Raw genomic sequence first — 18235 nt, 5'->3', positions numbered from 1 at the left:
ATAAATAGGGTACTAGAAAAGTGTTTAGACATTCTTAAAAACATCTGAATAAATTAATAAAGTATACTGTAAATATAAAATTTGTATGCGAAATAATAGTACGCCAGGCAGCTGTTGCGTCAAATATTTTGCACAAGCGGGTAATCAACCAAAGAGAACATAGACAATGAATTAGCTATTGAAACGGGGGATATTAAGTCAATTCCCAGCAAAAAAGTGTTTTCAGGCTGGTTTTAAACTTTGCGTTCGGCCTTTTCCATTATATGCACCGATAAAAAGTTGTTGCCGCCTTTTATACTTGCCTGCCATCCTAAACGGGTTAACTCGCGACGGATAAAATTGTTTAGCAGCCCGTGGGCCACAAGCACGGTCGTATTGTTTTGTCGGGCATCCTCGTCCAGCAGCTCGGCGGCTTTTCGGGCGCGGGTACGGGCTTGCCGGAAGGTCTCGATGTCGCGGCTGTTGAAGCCCAGGAACCAGAGCAGCCGGGCGCTCAGCAGCCACAGTTTTATAGGCAGGCGCAGCAGGGGCAACGTAAATATGCGCCGCTCAAACTCCCTGAAAGTATGGTCTATCTTCAATTCTACCTTCTCCCCGAAAATAGCGCGTGCTGTAAGCTGGGAGCGCACGAGTGTGCTGCAGTATACTTTCTTGATCTGTTTGTAGGGGATAGCCTCGTGCTGCAACACAAACTCCTCTACCTGGGCTGTATCGTAGTCTGAAATGTACTGGCGTGCCGCCTCTACATCAAAAAAGCCTTCACGCTCTACCTTAGGTTTTGCGTGGCGGATAAGGAAAATTCGGTTTGGGGAAGAATTCAATTAAAGCAGCTTTGGTAACAGGTATACATTACCTGTAATGCCCTGCTGTGGTTGCCTTTGCCCTAATATGGTTTTATGGCTGGGGCAAAATCTGCAAAAACGCTATGCTTTATGCCCGGCCACTCCTGTTGCAGGATACTATAATAGATGGTGTCGCGGCGTCGGCCGTCGTGCATCTGGGTGTGGCTGCGCAGTACACCTTCTTCGGTTGCGCCAATCTTCAGCATGGCGCGCCGTGAGCGCTGGTTAAGTACGTCGGTCTTCAGCTCTACCCGCTCCATTTGCAGTTGCTCGAAGGCGTGCTGCAGCAGCAGGAACTTGCAATGGCGGTTAAGGCCGGTTCCACGGAAGGCGCTGCTCAGCCAGGTCCAGCCAATCTCCAGGCGTCTGTCCGGTACCGAGATGTTGCCGTAGCTGGTGCTGCCGGCAAGCTGGCCGCTGGCTTTGTCTATGATCATGAACGTATAGCGGGTACCATTTTCAAACCCCTGCTCCACTGTTTGCGCCCAGGCCAGTAGTTCGGTTTCAGTGCTGATCTTGTTAGGCATAAACCGCCATATATCCTCATCAAAGGCAATGGCAGGTAACTCGTTTAGGTCAAGAGGTTGGTAGCGGCGGAGCACCACGCGGTTGTCTTGCAGGGGAGTGTCTGTCTGGAAATTCATGGCAAGTATAGCTTTGGGCAGTAATTTACTGGGTTTATACTTAATGGCAAGCGATGGACGTGAGAGCGCTATATCTTTCTTCTTACTTTGTGCATACAAGCATGAGCGGCAAATTTCAACTTCTCCTCCTTTTTAATGCAACGCTTCAAGTATGAGTTTTTGGATTTTTTTGTTGTCCACCTAGCTATACCGATAGTTAAACTGATTTTATAAAGTAGTGCAGCAGCAGCTATAACCCTGTATCATTCTACTACGTTCTACCTAAAAGTTTTAAAGCACCCACATTTTTAACCAGGAGGACAAACTTTAACGGAAAACGTGCGGCACTTAGAAGGAAAAACAGCGCTAGTAAGTGGAGGCGGCTCAGGCATTGGAAAAGCCATTGTGGAGCAGCTATCAGAAGACGGCGTAAACACTGCCATTGCCGACCTGCACCTGCCCGTTAACTTACCCTCCGGAGCAATTCCTTATACCTGCGATGTAACTGATGGAAGAGCCGTAGATGCCCTTTTTGCAAAGGTGCAGCAGCAGCTGGGCACACCCGATATGCTTGTCTGCAGCGCCGGGCAGGGCATACACGAGAAACTCACCGAAGGCGACCCTGAGAAGTGGCAGCAGGTGATCAATACCAACCTGATGGGTACGCTCCGCATGATCCGGGCCTTTGTGCCGGGAATGCTAGCTGCGGGGCAGGGCGACGTGGTGCTGGTTACTTCCGTGGCTGCAGGGCAGGCTTACCCTTACGGAGGCGTTTATGCCGCCACTAAAACCGCCCTGCAGGTTATTGCCGAAACGCTGCGGCAGGAGGTGCTACCCTCCATTCGCGTAACGGTGGTCGCGCCAGGCGTAACCGACACCCCTTTTTTTGAGAACAGCCTCTCTGGTTACCAAACAGTGGAAAGTATAGGCTATGGCGCCCTTAGCCCCAGCCAGGTAGCCGACGCCGTTCTGTATGCCCTGCGGCAGCCCCCGGGGGTATCCATCAATAACATCACCCTCAGGCCAACGGAGCAGGTTTTTTAACAGCCTGCCAGTACGAGCGCCTCTTCTTCAAAAAAATAGAAGCATCCGATTAATCATATACAAACGAAACAGACCGTAAACGCTGAACTATGAAAAACAAAGTATTGATAACCGGCGGAGCCGGATTCATTGGATCTCACCTGGCCGATGAACTGTTGCAGCAGGGTTATGCTGTGAGAGCCCTGGATAACCTGAGCGAGCAGGTGCACGGCAAAGACTGTAAAAGGCCCGACTACCTTCACGAGGATGTGGAACTGATGATAGGGGATGTGCGCAGCCCGGAAGACGTGGCACGGGCGCTGGAGGGCGTAGACTACGTTTTCCACTTCTCAGCCATGGTGGGTGTGGGGCAGAGCATGTATGAGCTGCGGGAGTACACCGATGTAAACAACATCGGTACTACGGTGCTGCTGGAGGCGCTCATTAAAAATCCGGTGAAGAAGCTGGTGGTGGCCAGTAGCATGAGCATCTACGGCGAGGGTATGTATAAAAGTCCCGCTGGTGAGCTTACAAGCGTACAGGAGCGCCCGCTGGAGCAGCTAAAGGCCGCTGATTGGGAGCTATACAACGCCCAGGGCGAGCAGCTGCAGCCGGTGCCCACGCCGGAGTCCAAAACACCGTCGCTCTCCTCTGTTTACGCACTGTCCAAGTATGACCAGGAGCGCCTTTGCCTGATGGTGGGCCGCGCCTACAATATCCCGACAGTGGCCATGCGCTTCTTTAATGTGTACGGCACTCGCCAGGCGCTCTCCAACCCCTACACGGGTGTGCTGGCTATTTTTGCATCCCGCCTTTTAAACAACAATGCCCCCATGATTTTCGAAGACGGTTACCAGCAGCGCGACTTTGTGCATGTGCGCGATGTGGCGCTGGCCTGCCGCCTTGCCATGGAGAAAGAAGAGGCCGACGGCAAGGTGTTTAACGTGGGCAGCGGTCACAACTATACTATCCGGGAAATCGGGGAGCGATTGGCCACCGTGATGGGCAAGACGGAGCGGAAGCCGGAAATAACAGGCAAGTATAGGGTTGGAGACATTCGCCACTGCTACGCCGACATCTCCCTGGCCAAAGAAGTACTGGGCTTTTATCCGCAGGTGGAGTTTAACGCCGGCCTGGAGGAACTGGCCAACTGGCTGGAAGGGCAGATTGCCCATGACCGTGTAAGTGAGGCAAGTGCCGAACTGGCCTCCCGCGGATTAACGGTTTAAGCACCCGTTTATGTACTCAAAATAGGATTCAAGTAAATATGAAAATAGACGATAGAGCAAAGAACAACACGTCCTCGCTGCCCTTGGTGGGGCTTGTGGAGTGGTTCAGAATAGGGGAGTATGAGCATGTAAAAGAAGTGTTGGCGAGCTTGCAGGAATTGGGCATAACTGAGTTGCGCACCGGTGTTTCCTGGGCCGACTACTATACTCCCGAAGGAAAAGACTGGTACGACTGGCTTATACCTACACTGGCCAACAAGGTGAACATACTGCCGTGTTTCCTGTACACGCCGCCCAGCATTGGCGAAAAGCCCCGCACCTCTTCCCCTCCAAAAGACAAGAAGGCGTATGCCGATTTCCTGGATGTGTTTATCGCCAGGCATGGCGAGCACTTCGAGTGGGTAGAGCTCTGGAACGAGCCCAACAACATGGTAGAGTATGACTTTACGCATGACTACGGCTGGAACAAATTCTCCGAAATGATAGGCGGTGCGGCTTACTGGTGCCAGCAACTGGGCAAGAAAACCCTGCTGGGCGGCATGAGCCCCATCGATCCGAACTGGTTGCAAACTATGTATGACCACGGGGTAATGAAGTACATTGATGCCGTGGGTATACATGGCTTCCCGTATGTGTTCGATCAGATGTGGGATGGCTGGGAAACCAATATACAGGCTGTGCGCGAGGTAATGGAGCGCAACAACTGCACGGCAGAACTCTGGATCACGGAAGCCGGCTTCTCAACCTGGCAGCACGATGAGTTTAAACAGTTGCAGGAGTTTAAGGAGGCGCTGAAGGCCGATGCCGCACGTGTGTATTGGTACGCTGTAAAAGACCTGGACCCAAGCCTGCCGACGGTAGGGGGCTTCCATCTGGACGATCGGGAGTACTACTTCGGGCTGAAGCGCGCCGATGGCACCAGCAAATTACTGTACAGGCTCTGGGCACGCCATGGGCTTAAAAAGCTAGACAAGCTGGACTACGTGAAACGGACGCTCAACGAGCATACAGAGCCATATTCGCTGATAACCGGCGGCGCAGGTTTTGTGGGTACCAACCTGGCCAAGCGCCTGCTACAGCAGGGCAAACGCGTGCTGGTGTTCGATAGCCTGAGCCGCGACGGCGTGGAGCAGAACCTGCAGTGGCTGCACGATACCTATAGCGACAGGCTGGAAGTATACGTGGGCGACATCCGCGACATGCAGGCCGTTCGCCAGGTAATGAAGGGTGCCGAGGAGGTTTTCCACTTTGCTGCCCAGGTTGCCGTCACCACCTCGCTGGACTTGCCCATAAACGACTTCGAGATCAACGCCCGGGGTATTATAAACGTGCTGGAGGCAATACGCGAACAGGACAACCCGCCGCCGCTGGTGTTCACCTCTACGAACAAAGTATACGGTGGCCTGGAGGATATGACCTTCATCTCCAACGGCTCCCGCTACTACCCGGAGGACACGGGCACGAAAAAGTATGGCATCTCCGAAAAGCGCCACCTTGACTTCCACAGCCCCTACGGCTGCTCCAAAGGTGCCGCCGACCAATATGTGATCGACTATGCCCGCACCTATAACCTGCCGATGGCGGTGTTCCGGATGAGCTGCATCTACGGCCCACACCAGTACGGCAACGAAGACCAGGGTTGGGTGGCGCATTTTGCCATCAAGGCCATTGAGTGCGAGCCGGTGAACATCTACGGGGATGGCAAGCAGGTACGCGATATCCTTTTCGTGGAGGACCTGGTGGACGCCTTCCTACTGGCCCAGGAGCAGATAGAAAGTTTAAGCGGGCAAGCCTTTAATATTGGCGGCGGACCTGATAACACGGTAAGCCTGCTGGAGCTTCTCAAGACCATCAGCAAGTACCGGGGCCAGGAAATCCCGCTCCGCTTCGGCGACTGGCGCCCCGGCGACCAGCACTACTATGTGTCCGATACACGAAAGTTTCAGAAAGCCACCGGCTGGTATCCGAAGCACACGGTGCAGGAGGGCGTAGCCAAGCTATATCAGTGGCTATGTGAGAACCGGGGTGTTGAAGTACCCATGGCCCTTACCTCGATACTAGAGAAAGATGAAGAACCTGTTAAAAAAAGCCGCAGTAGCCTAACCCATGCAAGATACGCTTACAAACAACCAAAAGAAGGTAGCCAGCACCCAGGCTACCACCATGAAAGCCGCCGTAATTGAGGCGCCGAAAAGTATAAAAGTTCAGGAAACCGCCCTGCCCAGGCCAAAAGCTGGGCAGGTGCGCATCCGGCTGCAGGGCTGCGGCCTCTGCGCCTCCAACATACCGGTGTGGGAGGGCCGCGAGTGGTTTAGCTACCCGGTAGAGGCCGGTAATCCGGGCCATGAGGGCTGGGGTGTGGTAGATGCCGTGGGCGAGGGCGTGACGGAGGTGAAGCCCGGGGATCGGGTGGCAGCCTTATCCTACAACGCCTATGCCGCGTATGACCTGGCGGATGCCGACAAGGTGGTGAAACTGCCGGAGAGCCTGGCCGATAAACCTTTTCCGGGAGAGCCGCTGGGCTGTGCCCTGAACATCTTTAAGCGCAGCGGGATTGAAGAAGGGCAGACGGTGGCCATACTTGGTATCGGTTTCCTGGGGGCGCTGCTGGTGCAGCTGGCTAAAAGCGCAGGCGCAAGGGTTATCGCGGTGTCGCAGCGGGGTTTCTCCCTGGAGGTTGCCACAGCGTGCGGAGCTGATGAGATCATTAAAATGGATGATCATTATAAAATTATAGAAAAAGTTAAGGAACTGACAAACGGAAACTTCTGCGAGCGCGTAATAGAGTGCACCGGAAAGGAGTGGCCGCTGAACCTGGCAGGTGAACTGACCGCAGAGCGTGGCAGGCTGATCATCGCCGGTTTCCATCAGGACGGGATGCGCCAGGTGAACATTCAGCTTTGGAACTGGCGCGGCCTCGACGTCATCAATGCGCATGAGCGCGATCCAAAAGAGTACATCAAAGGTATAAAAGCAGCTGTAGAAGCAGTAGCGGAAGGCAAGATCAACCCTGACCCACTTTATACCCACAGTTATACTTTAGATAATATCGATAAAGCATTCGAGAACCTCACCAACCGCCCCGACGGTTTTGTGAAAGCGCTAATAACCTTTTAAATATGCAGGAAACTATACTTGATCAGGCGGAAGCCTATCCAGCATCTTCTTCTTCTAAAGCCTCAGACGCTAAGCCAAAGCTTGGCTTCCTGGGTGTTGGCTGGATTGGCCGCAACCGCATGGAAGTTATTGCCAAGCACAAAGCCGCGGAAGTTGCCTACATCTCCGACACTGCCGCACATAATGCCGAGGAGGCTCTGAAAAGTGCCCCGGAAGCAAAGCAGGTGCCTTCCTTGGAATCTATGCTGCACAAACCCGAAGTGGATGGTATCGTAATCGCCACGCCAAGCGCCTTCCATGCCGAGCAGAGCTCGCTGGCACTGGAGGCCGGCAAATCCGTTTTCTGCCAAAAGCCGCTGGGCCGCAACGTGGAGGAGACAAAACGTGTAGTGGAGGCCGCCCGCCAAAGCAACAAACTACTGGGCGTGGACCTGTCATACCGCTACACAGCAGCCATGCAGGAAGTGTACAAGGTGGTGCAGAGCGGGGAGCTAGGCCAGATCTACGCCATCGAGCTGGTTTTCCACAACGCATACGGTCCGGATAAAGCCTGGTTCTATGAGCCGAAGCTTTCGGGCGGCGGCTGCGTGATAGACCTGGGCGTGCACCTGGTGGACCTGGCGCTGTGGGGTATGAATTTCCCGAAGGTAAGAAAAGTACAAAGCCACCTGTTCGCCAAAGGCAAGCCCATAAGCATGGCCGAGGGCAAGGTAGAGGACTATGCTTCCGCAAGTATAGAGTTGGAGGGCAACACGCATGTGCAGCTAAGCTGCTCCTGGAACCTGCCGGCGGGTCAGGAGGCCATCATCAGCGCCACTTTCTACGGCATCAACGGCGGCGTTGCCTTCAAAAACGTGAACGGATCCTTCTATGATTTTGTGGCAGAGCGCTACTATGGCACCAAAACCGAGCAGCTTTGCGCTCCGCCTGACGATTGGATGGGCCGGGCCGGTGTGGCCTGGGCTGAGCGTGTGGCCAGCGGCGAAGGATTTGACGAGGATGCGGAAGAATTTATAAAAGTAGCAGAGGTATTAGATAAAATTTACGGAAGATAAGAAAACATGGAAGCACATCATCCTTCAAGAATATTGATGACCGCAGATACCGTAGGAGGTGTCTGGACATATGCGCTGGAGCTCATCAGAGCACTGGCACCGTTCAAAACACAGGTAGCCCTGGCTACCATGGGTGCGCCTCTGTCGGAGGAGCAACGCCAGCAGGCCGACGAGATAGACAACCTGACCCTCTACGAAAGCGAGTACAAGCTGGAGTGGATGGATGCACCCTGGGACGATGTGGAGGAGACCGGCAAATGGCTGCTGAAGCTAAAGGAAGAGGTGCATCCCGACCTGGTACACCTGAACGGGATGGTGCACGGAGCGCTTGATTTTGGCGTGCCAACAGTAGTGGTGGTGCATTCCTGCGTACTGTCGTGGTGGCGAGCCGTGAAGGATGAGGAAGCGCCGCAGGAGTGGGCCAAGTATAAAGAAATGGTTACCAAAGGCCTGCAGAATGCCAACATAGTAGTGGCGCCAACACAGGCCATGCTACACCAGGCTGAAACCTTGTACGGCCCGTTCCAGAACAGCTCCGTGGTATACAATGGCCGCGGACAGCATACCTTCCAGTTCGGTAAAAAAGAACCATTTGTATTTAGTATGGGCCGTGTGTGGGATGAGGCCAAAAACATTTCCACGCTGGCGCACATCGCCTCCGACCTGCAGTGGCCGGTGTACATTGCCGGCGATGCCCGTCACCCTGCCAATGGCAAGGAGGTACAGTTGGAGAACGTGCACTTCCTGGGCCAACTGACGGAGAAAGAAGTGTCGGATTGGCTGTCGAGAGCTTCCATTTACGCTTTGCCAGCCAAGTATGAGCCTTTCGGTCTGACCATTCTGGAGGCGGCCATGTCGGGTTGTGCGCTGGTAGTGGGTAAAACCGATAGCCAGGCCGAGATCTGGGGGAATGCCGCCAAGTATGTGAACCCGAACGATGCTGACGAGCTGCGCGATACCATCAATAACCTGATCGACGACGAGTTTGGCCGAAACATCATGGCCTGCCGCGCCGTGAAGCGCTCGCACGGCTACACCGCCGACCCCATGGGCCAGGACTACGACCACGTTTACCGCCAGCTGCTGAAGCAAACGGTTATAGTATAATTTTGAATGAGTGAATGAGTGGATGAATTATTTTGCTCAATTGTGAATGTGTGAATGGATCGATCGATGATTCGACTGCCTCCGCCGTTGTTGCGTGTTTTTACCAACAACTTACATGGCTGTAGGAGGTGGTAAGAGCTATCATTTGCTTTCACAGAGGTTGTTGGTCATAAGACACAACAACGGCAGAGGTTATTTACTCGTTCAAAACTCCCTCATCCAACAACAAATAACGAACAACCAATAACTACATGCATATAGTCCTTTTCTACCACTCTATACTTTCTGACTGGAACCATGGCAATGCACACTTTCTGCGGGGCATTGTGCGTGAGCTGGAGGAGCGGGGGCACCGGGTGCAGGTGTATGAGCCCGAAAAGGGCTGGAGCCTGCAGAACCTGGTAGAAGGCTCCAGCAAAGATAAGCTGGACGAGCTGCAAGAATACTACCCAGGCATCAGCACCAGTTTTTATACTTTAGAAAGTATAGACTTGGATGCGGTGCTGCGAGATGCCGACCTGGTGCTGGTGCACGAGTGGAACGAGCATGAGCTGGTGAAGCGCATCGGGGAGCACAGGGCCAACGGCGGCAAGTATAAACTGCTGTTCCACGATACCCATCACCGCGCCGTAACAGAGCGTGAAAGTATGGCCAAGTATGACCTAACGCACTATGATGGCGTGCTGGCTTTCGGGCAGAAGATTCGGGATTTATACTTGCAGGAGGGTTGGGCCCAAAAAGCCTGGACCTGGCACGAAGCCGCCGACATCTCGGTTTTCTATCCGCACGAAAAAAAAGAATACGAAGGCGATCTGGTATGGATAGGCAACTGGGGAGATGAGGAACGTACCGCCGAGCTGCACGAGTTTCTGATCAATCCGGTAAAGGAGCTGGGGCTGAAGGCGAAGATCTACGGTGTGCGCTACCCGGAGCATGCCCGCAAAGCTTTGGCCGAGGCCGGCATCGAATATGGTGGTTGGCTACCCAACTATAAAGCACCGGAGGAGTTTGCCAAGTATAAAGTAACCGTGCATGTGCCGCGTCGGCCTTACGTGGAGGCACTGCCGGGTATCCCGACCATCCGCCCTTTTGAAGCCATGGCCTGCGGAATTCCGCTGATCTCCTCGCCCTGGAACGATGCCGAGAACCTGTTTACCCCAGGAGAGGATTTCCTGGTGGCCCGCAGCGGCGACGAGATGAAGCAGCAGCTGCAAAGTATCCTCAATAACCCTGCTAAAGCAAAAGGAGTAGCCGCGCACGGATTGGAAACCATCCGTAGCCGCCATACCTGCGCCCACCGTGTAAACGAGCTGGAGAAAGTATGCGGGGAGCTGGGCATAGCCGAATCAAAAATCTACCTCACCCCAAAAGAGAAAATCCTGCATGAAGAATAACAAACTCAACATCGCCTTTTTCGGCTCCAGCCTTGTTTCTGCTTATTGGAATGGCGCCGCCACCTATTACAGAGGCATCGTTAGGGCCTTGAGCGAGCGCGGCCACCACGTTACCTTTTACGAGCCCGATGCCTACGAGCGGCAGCAGAACCGCGACATGGACGACCCGGATTGGGCAAAAGTGGTGGTGTACGAGGCTACTGAGGAGGCCGTGCGCAAATGCTTAGCCGACGCCGAACATGCCGACATGGTGGTAAAAGCCAGCGGTGTAGGCGTGTTTGATGAGCTGCTGGAGCGAGAGGTGCTGAAGCTGCAGACCGACGAACGCCTGGTGGTGTTCTGGGATGTGGACGCGCCTGCCACCCTGGACCGTGTGCACAACGACCCGAACGACCAGTTCCTGCAGCTGATTCCGCAATACGACTTGGTGCTGACCTACGGCGGCGGCGACCCGGTGGTGAATGCCTACGAGGCGCTGGGCGCGAAAATGTGTATACCGATCTACAATGCCCTGGACACCGCCACACATTTCCCGGTGGAGCCAGACCATCGTTTTGAGGCTGATTTAGCTTTTTTAGGGAACAGGTTGCCTGACCGCGAGGCGCGCGTGGATGAGTTTTTCCTGAAACCTGCGGCACTGGAGATGAACAAGAAATTCATCATAGGTGGCAGCGGCTGGGGCGATAAGCAGATGCCCGACAACGTAACCTACGTGGGCCATGTGTACACCAAAGACCATAACGCCTTTAACTGCACCCCAAAGGCCGTGCTCAACATCAGCCGCGAAAGTATGGCCCGCTACGGTTTCTCGCCAGCTACGCGCGTGTTTGAGGCTGCCGGTGCCGGGGCCTGTATCATCACCGATTACTGGGAGGGGATCGACTTCTTCTTTGAGCCAGGCACAGAAATACTGGTGGCCAAAGACGGGGCCGAGGTAGCTGAAATAATGGCTAATTTATCTAAAGAAAAAGCAAAAGCAATCGGAGAAGCTGCGTATAAGAAGGTACTTGCCGCGCATACCTATCATCACCGCGCGGAGCAACTGGAAAAATTGCTATACGCAAAAGTTAAACTTATAAACAAAGCATTGGCATGAATATCGTAATTCTTGGCTTATCCATCACCTCCAGCTGGGGCAACGGCCACGCCACCACGTTCAGAGGTCTGGTAAGAGAGCTAAACAAGCAGGGCCACTATGTTACTTTTTTAGAACGGGATGTGCCCTGGTATGCTGGCAACCGAGATTTGCCCAAACCAGACTATTGCCAGACAGAGCTCTACAAATCAGTGGATGACCTGCAAAAGCGCTTTACCGAAGAGGTGCGTGAGGCGGATATGGTGATAGTGGGCTCTTACGTGCCGGAGGGCGTGCAGGTAGGGGAATGGGTGATAAAGACTGCCCGTGGCATCAAGGCTTTCTACGATATTGACACACCGGTAACACTGGCCAAACTGGAGCGTGGAGACTACGAGTACCTGCACCCGAACCTTATCCCGAAGTATGATTTATACTTGTCGTTTACCGGCGGGCCAACGCTGGATTTGCTGGAGCGAAAGTATGGCTCACCCATGGCACGCGCGCTTTACTGCTCTTTCGACCCGACTTTATATTATCCGGAGCTGATGGAGGCGAAGTGGGACCTGGGTTACCTGGGCACTTACTCTGACGACCGCCAGCCGCCCCTCGACGATCTGATGCTGGAGGCGGCACGCCAGTGGCCTCTGGGACGATTTGTGGTGGCTGGTCCGCAGTACCCTGCAAGTATAAAATGGCCTAAAAACGTGCAGCACATTCAGCACCTGCCGCCAGCCGAGCACCGCAACTTTTACAACAGCCAGCGCTTTACCATGAACATCACTCGCGCCGATATGATAAAAGCAGGTTATGCGCCAAGCGTGCGCCTGTTTGAGGCAGCGGCCTGCAGCACCCCGATCATCTCTGATTATTGGGAAGGGCTGGAGACGATCTTTGAACCAGGCACGGAGATTCTGATCGCAAAAGATGCTAAAGACACGCTGCGGTACCTGCGCGAAATCTGCAAGTCGGAACGCAAGCTGATCGCGGAGCGGGCTCGCAGAAAAGCTATGGCACACCACACAGCTGCCCATCGTGCGCAGGAGCTCATAAGCTATGCTGAGGAACTGATGACGCTGGAAAACCCCTTCTCAACAGCCGAGATCGGACAGGAAGTATAACACACAAGTATAAACACGAAGCTGCCGCCTCCGGAACTGTGCCAGGGGCGGCAGCTTCGTGTTTATGTATCAATAGCCGCTGCACCTGCGTACGTTTTCACATACTTACACGCTTAGCCCCATGACAGAAATAGAAGCGCTGGCGCCCTGGTTTCATAACCTGCATCTGCCAAACGGAGAACAAACAGCCCCTAATCACTTTCTGGGAGACTTTCCTCAATTTAAATGGGCGGAGTTAGAGCCATATATTCCAGAGAATTTATCGGGTTGGGAGGTGCTGGACATTGGCTGCAACGCCGGGTTTTATAGTATAGAGCTGGCTAAGCGAGGGGCAAGTGTATTGGGCGTTGATGTAGACCCGCACTACCTGAAGCAGGCGGAGTGGGCGGCAAAGCAGTTTGGCCTGGAAGATAAGATAGAGCTGAAGCAGATGCAGGTGTACGATGTGGCGCGCCTGGACAGGGAGTTTGACTTGATCTGGTACATGGGCGTGCTTTACCACCTGCGTTACCCGCTGCTCTCGCTGGACATCCTCTCTCAAAAATGCCGGGGTCAGATGGTATTCCAAACCCTGACCATGCCGGGCAGAGAAGTAGCAGAAGTGCCGGATGACTTCGAGATCAATGACCGCAACCGTATGCTGGAGGAGGGCTGGCCAAAAATGGCTTTCATCGAGAAACGCATGGCCGGCGACATTACCAACTGGTGGGCACCAAACCATGCCGCCATTGTGGCCATGATGCGCTCCTGCGGCTTCCGGGTAAAAGAGCAGCCGGGCCACGAGCTGTACATTCTGGAAGTGGATGAGCAGCTAAAGCAGGCACAGCAGTGGAACGAATCTGAATACCTCTCCGCCACCGGCCAGGACTGGCAGGAGGCCGTGGCCCGAAAAGTAGCCGGTAAAAACGAGTACATGGTACGCAAGCGGGAGAAGTAACCCCACTGCGCGAAACTTTCATAAAGTATAAAACCTTCTATTTAAAGTAAAGCCATTCTGTTTAGGCGGATTTTTTACGTTGATAAAGTATAACTTGCCGATATGTCTGAAATGAATAATGCACCACAGCCCTGGAAGATCCGGAAGTCTGACATGGTGGTGGATGAGAAATGGTACAAACTGCGCCGCGATGAGGTGGAGCTGCCCAATGGCCATGTGATGGACGATTACTACGTAAGCGTGCGCCCAAACGTGGTGCTTATTTTCCCGCTAACCGAGGATGGTCACGTTATTTTCGTGCGGCAGTACAAGCATGCGGCAGGTGGTATTTTTATAGAGTTACCCGGTGGTGTGATTGACGAACACGAGGATATTCCGCTGGAGGCCGCCCGACGCGAGCTGTTGGAGGAGACAGGTTATACTTCAGAGGTCATGGAGCCGCTGCTGGAGGTAATCGACAACCCTACCAAGGATACGAACAGGATTTACTACTTCCTGGCACGTAATGCCCACAAAATAGCTGAGCAGGACCTGGACGTAAGCGAGCACATTGAAGTGCTGAAGGTACCGCTGCAAGAAGTGGAGCACCTGGTGATGAGCGGACAGGTAAACGTTTCTGGATCCATTGCGCTCTGTTTGCTAGCCTTGCGGAAACTGGTGGCGTAGTTCGTTTCTTGAAAGCAGGAGAGGGGGATCAGTGATACCGGGTCCAACCATCCCTGCCCCTCTTGCTACCTTCGAGCTCGCGTTCTCGGTAGTCCAGGGAGGGGAGCCTGTAACTGCTTTGGCCAAAGTATGAATTGCTGGTGGTATAACGCGGGCAGGTCGCAATCCGCCTTTATTAGTGTAAATCCACCTCTTGAGAGCTACGCTCGCTAGCTCAAAACTCACGTTTTGGCTAGTCCCGAGAGGGGAATCCGGTAACGATTTCATCCCCCTGCCCCCTTCGAAGGGGGACTTGGTTCAAGCTTCGTCAGCAGGGGCATCTAACTACCCCTACCCCTCCTTGTCTAAGGAGGGGAGTTCTGTTGAAGCTCCGTCAGCGGTGGCTATCGAAATGTTCCCAGTCTTTCCGTTGAGCGCCTTTGGAGTTTTTCCGGTGCCGAGCGTAAGCGAAGGCAGCCCGAGGTACGAGGGCAGGAAAAGCTCCCAGCGCGATGCGGGAAGACGAGCCCTCCCGGGCTGGAGGGAGCCAAAGCCGGAGGTGAAACGGTAGGTTTGTAAGACTGAGGATCAGCAGCAGCTAGTAAGAATAGCCTGTTTCAAGCAGCAGGAAGCAGCGGCTATGGAAGTATAAAGTATAATCTCAAAGTATAAGTATGGCTCTGCGAGCCAGTTGAGTTACAAACTCAACACCATTATAAGACACAAGTCTGAAGACTTGCGCCAGAAGGGTTTTGTGATACAGGGAAGAAACGGCAAAAAACTGCTTCTTCAAGTAATTGAAGAAAGCAGCGGCTATGCAAGTATAAAGATTGCCTTACGGGGACTTGGAAGTCCGCGGCAGAGAAGTTCCGGACAGGGATGTCCGGAACAGCGGGAAGAACATAAATCCGGAGACTTGCGCCAGATAAGCGCCAGAAAAGCCGAAAAGCTATAAATACCTATCCCGCGCTACACTTTGGCAAAAGGGTTTTCCGGCTTTACCAGTAGCACCTTCTCCCGCTCTACCACCACTGCTCCGGCAGGTGCGCCTTTGGGTTTGCGGACCCACTTCTTCGGCGTATAAATGACCGGGCAGAGCGAGTCGGTTTTGCGTTTGCTGTAATAGGCTGCCAGCTGCGCAGCTTTCTCCAGCACGGTATTGGGTATGGTTTTGCCCGCCTGGTGTTTGACCACCACATGCGAGCCCGATACATCTTTGGCGTGCAGCCACATATCCTCTTTGTATGTATGGCGCTGCGTTAGCTCATCGTTGTTCTGAGAACTTTTACCCACGAGTATCTTAAAGCCCTCACTCTCAAACACCCTGAACGGAATCTGCACCTGCTCCTGCTGTTTACTGCCGAGCAGGTGGCTGTACTCCCGTAGGTATACTTTAAGCTGTTTATAGTTCTCCACCTCGGCCAGTGTCTGCAGCGCGTCCTCCAGCACGATCAGCTCCTCCAGCTTGCGCTCCACTTTCTCCTCCAGCTGCCTCACCTCCATGTGCTGGTTTTTGGCTTTGCGGTAGAGGCGCTCGGCAAACTTTTGTGGCGTTTCGTTCTGTTTTAAAGTATAGGTACGGTTCTGGTCGGTGTAAAAGTCGTAGAGCTCTACCTCGGAGGCACGCGGCGGAATATTAGTGAGGTTGGCCATGATGACGTCAGCAGTCTGGGAATAGGAGCGGTTGTTGCGCAGCTCCTGCAGCTTCTCCTCGCTTTGCTCCATCACTGTATTGGTAACGTGGCGCTTACGCTCCAGCTGCTGCTGTGCCTGCTCGTACTGGCGCTTAAATCCTGTTTCGGATAAGTATAAACGGGTAAACTGATTCGAAGCCTCCAGCGGATCCGGGTAAGTATAAACCACCTCGCCGAGCGGCAGCAGCGAGAGGCGCAGCTTGCCTTTTAAACGGATAATGTAGTATACTTCTGGTGCTTCCAGCACATCCAGCATACTTTGCACCAGCTCCCATTTCTCTACCAAGGTTGCCTGACTGTAACCACGCTCCTCTAAGTATAAAGCGGGCACGTCGCCAAAGGTAGGGTATACTTTGCGCAGGTTTCCGTCGGCAGCGGCAAAAGCCGCGAAGTTCTGCAGCAGCGGCCTATCCATCTGCAGCGGGTCCAGTTCGGCATCAGACGGAAATTTTTTCAGGAAAAGCCTTAACGCCTCCCCATGCTGGTACAGCACAATGTTGGAGCGGTTGCCGAACATCTTGAACAGCAGCAGGTAGCCCCCCGAAAGTAGAAGATAAAAGCTGCGCTCGTTCTGGTGCTGCACCACGTCCTCCACGGTCTGCCCCTGCATCTCCTGCAGCAGCTCTATGGTGTTGGCGCGGGCTCTTTTAAACGCAGTGGGGAAGGAGAGGGAGGTGAAATGCGACCCCAATTGTGCCCTGATGTATAGCTCCTCCTGCTCACGGGTAAAGCCAAGTATAAGCTCCGCCTTGTTCTGGCTGAAAGCCGTCACCACCTGCATACCTACAAGCTTATGCTTGAGTGCCTGCGACAGTTGCCGTAGAAAGTAAAAGTTAAGGTGCATAGTTATGGGGTGCGTATTACGTATCTCGTATCAAGTAGCACGACCTTATTATCAACTCAGGTTTAATCTTTTAAAGAAAGTCTTGATACCTGATACGTGTGTCGTGCTACGGATTATACTTCAATTTGCAGGCCGTCGTAAGCGAGGCGCACGAAATCGGGCAGCTGCAGCTCCACTTCGCGGTGCAGTCCCATCAGGTGGCTGATGTGGGTGAGGTACGCTTTTTCTGGCTGCAGGTCTTCCAGCAGGTCCACGGCCTCTTTCAGCGAGAAGTGGGAGATGTGCTTCTCCTGGCGCAGCGCATTTACAACCACCACTTTGGAGCCGCGTATTTTCTCCTTCTCTTCCTCAGAGATGTGGTTGGCGTCGGTAATGTAGGTAAAGTCGCCGATGCGGAAGCCCAGCACGGGCAGTTTGTAGTGCATCACACGGATAGGTATAAACTCCACGCCCTCTACCTCAAAAGGTTCCTCGGAAATGGTGTGCAGCTCCACCTGCGGAATGCCGGGATACTTGTAGTCGGAGAAGATGTAGGCAAACTCCCGCTTCAGTTGCTCCAGCACGCGCTCTTCGCCATACAGGGGCATGTCTTTGTGCTGCGAGAAGTTGTAGGCGCGGATGTCGTCTAGGCCGGCGGTGTGGTCTTTGTGCTCATGCGTGAATACCAGGGCATCGAGCGATTTAATGCGCTCACGCAGCACCTGCTGCCGGAAATCAGGGCCCGAGTCAATGATAATGCTCTTGCCATCGACCTGCAGGTGCACCGATACGCGCAGGCGCTGGTCTCGGTAGTCTACAGAACGGCAAACCTCGCAAGTGCACCCAATTACTGGTACGCCCTGCGAGGTGCCCGTGCCTAATAATGTTATTTTCAATTGGCGTTCTCCTCGTTTCGGATTTCCTGGTAAAGCTGCCTGTTTTTGTCGCTCAGGCGGCTTTCATCCACAGAAATAGTGCGAAGGATATCGTAAAGGCAGTTTATCTTCCCCTCCAGGCTGTAGTATTTGTTCACTACCGCCACCTTCATATCTCTCAGCACACAGTAGCCGGCTTTAAAGTTGCCTTTCTCGTAGCGCAGCACAAAATCCGACTCTGCAAAAATATCCTCCAGCTTGTTTAAGAATGGCCTTGTGTACTTAAGCTGCATTTACTTTACTGTATACTTCTTTACTGTTTCCACCAGCATGTCAAAATCCAGTGGCTTAGGCAGGTAGTCGTTAATGCCCACGGCCTTAAAGTCTTCCATGCTGTAGTTGTTGGCGTTACCCGTTACCGCGATGATCGGAATGTTGGCAATCTCAGGGTTTTTGCTGGCGCGAATCTCCTTGGTGCAGTCCATGCCATTCTTTACCGGGATGTTCAGGTCCATCAGGATAGCGTCGATCTTGCCGGCCTCTACCTGCTTTAGAACCTCGCCGCCGTTCTTGGCTGTCAGGATCTTGTAGTTCTGCAGTTCCAGGATCTTCTTCGTTAGGTTCAGGATAACGGAGCTATCCTCAGCGATCAAAATAGTTTTGTTTTCTGCCATT

At 53.5% G+C, this 18235-nt stretch carries 17 protein-coding genes; 11 read left to right on the top strand and 6 right to left on the bottom strand.

All coding sequences use genetic code 11. From position 1 onward, the window contains the following. Window positions 1–233: 233 nt before the first annotated feature. The gene (locus OO017_RS08065) at window positions 234–821 is read right to left on the bottom strand and encodes a histidine phosphatase family protein (RefSeq protein ID WP_266051961.1); all 588 of its coding nucleotides are present in this window, start codon (window positions 819–821) and stop codon (window positions 234–236) included. Window positions 822–883: 62 nt separating this feature from the next. After that, a complete protein-coding gene (locus tag OO017_RS08060; RefSeq protein WP_266051960.1) occupies window positions 884–1486 on the bottom strand; it encodes a GNAT family N-acetyltransferase in 603 nt (200 codons plus the stop codon). A 318-nt stretch (window positions 1487–1804) separates the two neighbouring features. On the opposite strand from OO017_RS08060, the gene OO017_RS08055 reads away from it, so the two are divergent. The 11 genes from OO017_RS08055 to OO017_RS08005 all read left to right on the top strand — a co-directional run bounded on the left by OO017_RS08055 (window position 1805) and on the right by OO017_RS08005 (window position 14189). Next, the gene (locus OO017_RS08055; protein ID WP_266051959.1) at window positions 1805–2509 is read left to right on the top strand and encodes an SDR family oxidoreductase; all 705 of its coding nucleotides are present in this window, start codon (window positions 1805–1807) and stop codon (window positions 2507–2509) included. An 89-nt stretch (window positions 2510–2598) separates the two neighbouring features. Further along, window positions 2599–3717 (top strand): NAD-dependent epimerase/dehydratase family protein, encoded by a 1119-nt coding sequence (locus OO017_RS08050; RefSeq protein WP_266051958.1) that lies wholly within the window; start codon window positions 2599–2601, stop codon window positions 3715–3717. 38 nt (window positions 3718–3755) lie between these two features. Next, window positions 3756–5900, top strand: coding sequence for an SDR family NAD(P)-dependent oxidoreductase (locus tag OO017_RS08045; protein WP_266051957.1), 2145 nt, complete (start codon window positions 3756–3758; stop codon window positions 5898–5900). Further along, entirely contained in the window at window positions 5824–6834 is a 1011-nt protein-coding gene (locus tag OO017_RS08040; RefSeq protein WP_266051956.1) for an MDR/zinc-dependent alcohol dehydrogenase-like family protein, read from the top strand. The genes OO017_RS08045 and OO017_RS08040 overlap by 77 nt, the downstream gene beginning before the upstream one ends. A gap of 2 nt (window positions 6835–6836) precedes the next feature. Further along, window positions 6837–7889 (top strand): Gfo/Idh/MocA family protein, encoded by a 1053-nt coding sequence (locus tag OO017_RS08035; protein WP_266051955.1) that lies wholly within the window; start codon window positions 6837–6839, stop codon window positions 7887–7889. Window positions 7890–7895: 6 nt separating this feature from the next. Beyond that, window positions 7896–8996, top strand: a complete 1101-nt coding sequence (locus OO017_RS08030) for a glycosyltransferase (RefSeq protein ID WP_266051954.1) — start codon at window positions 7896–7898, stop codon at window positions 8994–8996. 251 nt (window positions 8997–9247) lie between these two features. Then, window positions 9248–10390, top strand: coding sequence for a CgeB family protein (locus OO017_RS08025; protein ID WP_266051953.1), 1143 nt, complete (start codon window positions 9248–9250; stop codon window positions 10388–10390). Then, window positions 10380–11486 carry a CgeB family protein gene (locus OO017_RS08020; protein WP_266051952.1) on the top strand — a complete coding sequence of 369 codons (1107 nt, stop codon included), beginning with the start codon at window positions 10380–10382 and terminating at the stop codon, window positions 11484–11486. Before OO017_RS08025 ends, OO017_RS08020 begins: the two co-directional genes overlap by 11 nt. Next, window positions 11483–12586 (top strand): CgeB family protein, encoded by a 1104-nt coding sequence (locus OO017_RS08015; protein ID WP_266051951.1) that lies wholly within the window; start codon window positions 11483–11485, stop codon window positions 12584–12586. Before OO017_RS08020 ends, OO017_RS08015 begins: the two co-directional genes overlap by 4 nt. Before the next feature lie 121 nt (window positions 12587–12707). Further along, on the top strand, window positions 12708–13523 hold the full coding sequence (locus tag OO017_RS08010) for a TIGR04290 family methyltransferase (protein ID WP_266051950.1): 816 nt from the start codon (window positions 12708–12710) through the stop codon (window positions 13521–13523). A gap of 102 nt (window positions 13524–13625) precedes the next feature. Then, window positions 13626–14189: an NUDIX hydrolase gene (locus OO017_RS08005; RefSeq protein ID WP_266051949.1), complete on the top strand. Its 564-nt coding sequence runs from the start codon at window positions 13626–13628 to the stop codon at window positions 14187–14189. Between the two features lie 948 nt (window positions 14190–15137). Here OO017_RS08005 and OO017_RS08000 read toward each other — a convergent pair. The 4 genes from OO017_RS08000 to OO017_RS07985 form a co-directional block, all read right to left on the bottom strand. After that, complete coding sequence (locus OO017_RS08000) at window positions 15138–16706, bottom strand: NFACT RNA binding domain-containing protein (RefSeq protein WP_266051948.1); 1569 nt, start codon at window positions 16704–16706, stop codon at window positions 15138–15140. A gap of 113 nt (window positions 16707–16819) precedes the next feature. After that, window positions 16820–17581 carry an MBL fold metallo-hydrolase gene (locus OO017_RS07995; protein WP_266051947.1) on the bottom strand — a complete coding sequence of 254 codons (762 nt, stop codon included), beginning with the start codon at window positions 17579–17581 and terminating at the stop codon, window positions 16820–16822. Continuing rightward, window positions 17578–17853: a hypothetical protein gene (locus tag OO017_RS07990; RefSeq protein WP_266051946.1), complete on the bottom strand. Its 276-nt coding sequence runs from the start codon at window positions 17851–17853 to the stop codon at window positions 17578–17580. The genes OO017_RS07995 and OO017_RS07990 overlap by 4 nt, the downstream gene beginning before the upstream one ends. Beyond that, complete coding sequence (locus OO017_RS07985) at window positions 17854–18234, bottom strand: response regulator (protein WP_266051945.1); 381 nt, start codon at window positions 18232–18234, stop codon at window positions 17854–17856. Window position 18235 lies beyond the last annotated feature (1 nt).

The sequence above is a fragment of the Pontibacter anaerobius genome (genome assembly GCF_026241195.1).
GTDB classification, from domain to species: domain Bacteria; phylum Bacteroidota; class Bacteroidia; order Cytophagales; family Hymenobacteraceae; genus Pontibacter; species Pontibacter anaerobius.
The sequence above is the reverse complement of the archived record's forward strand: the minus strand, read 5'-3'. Positions and strand labels throughout refer to the sequence as shown.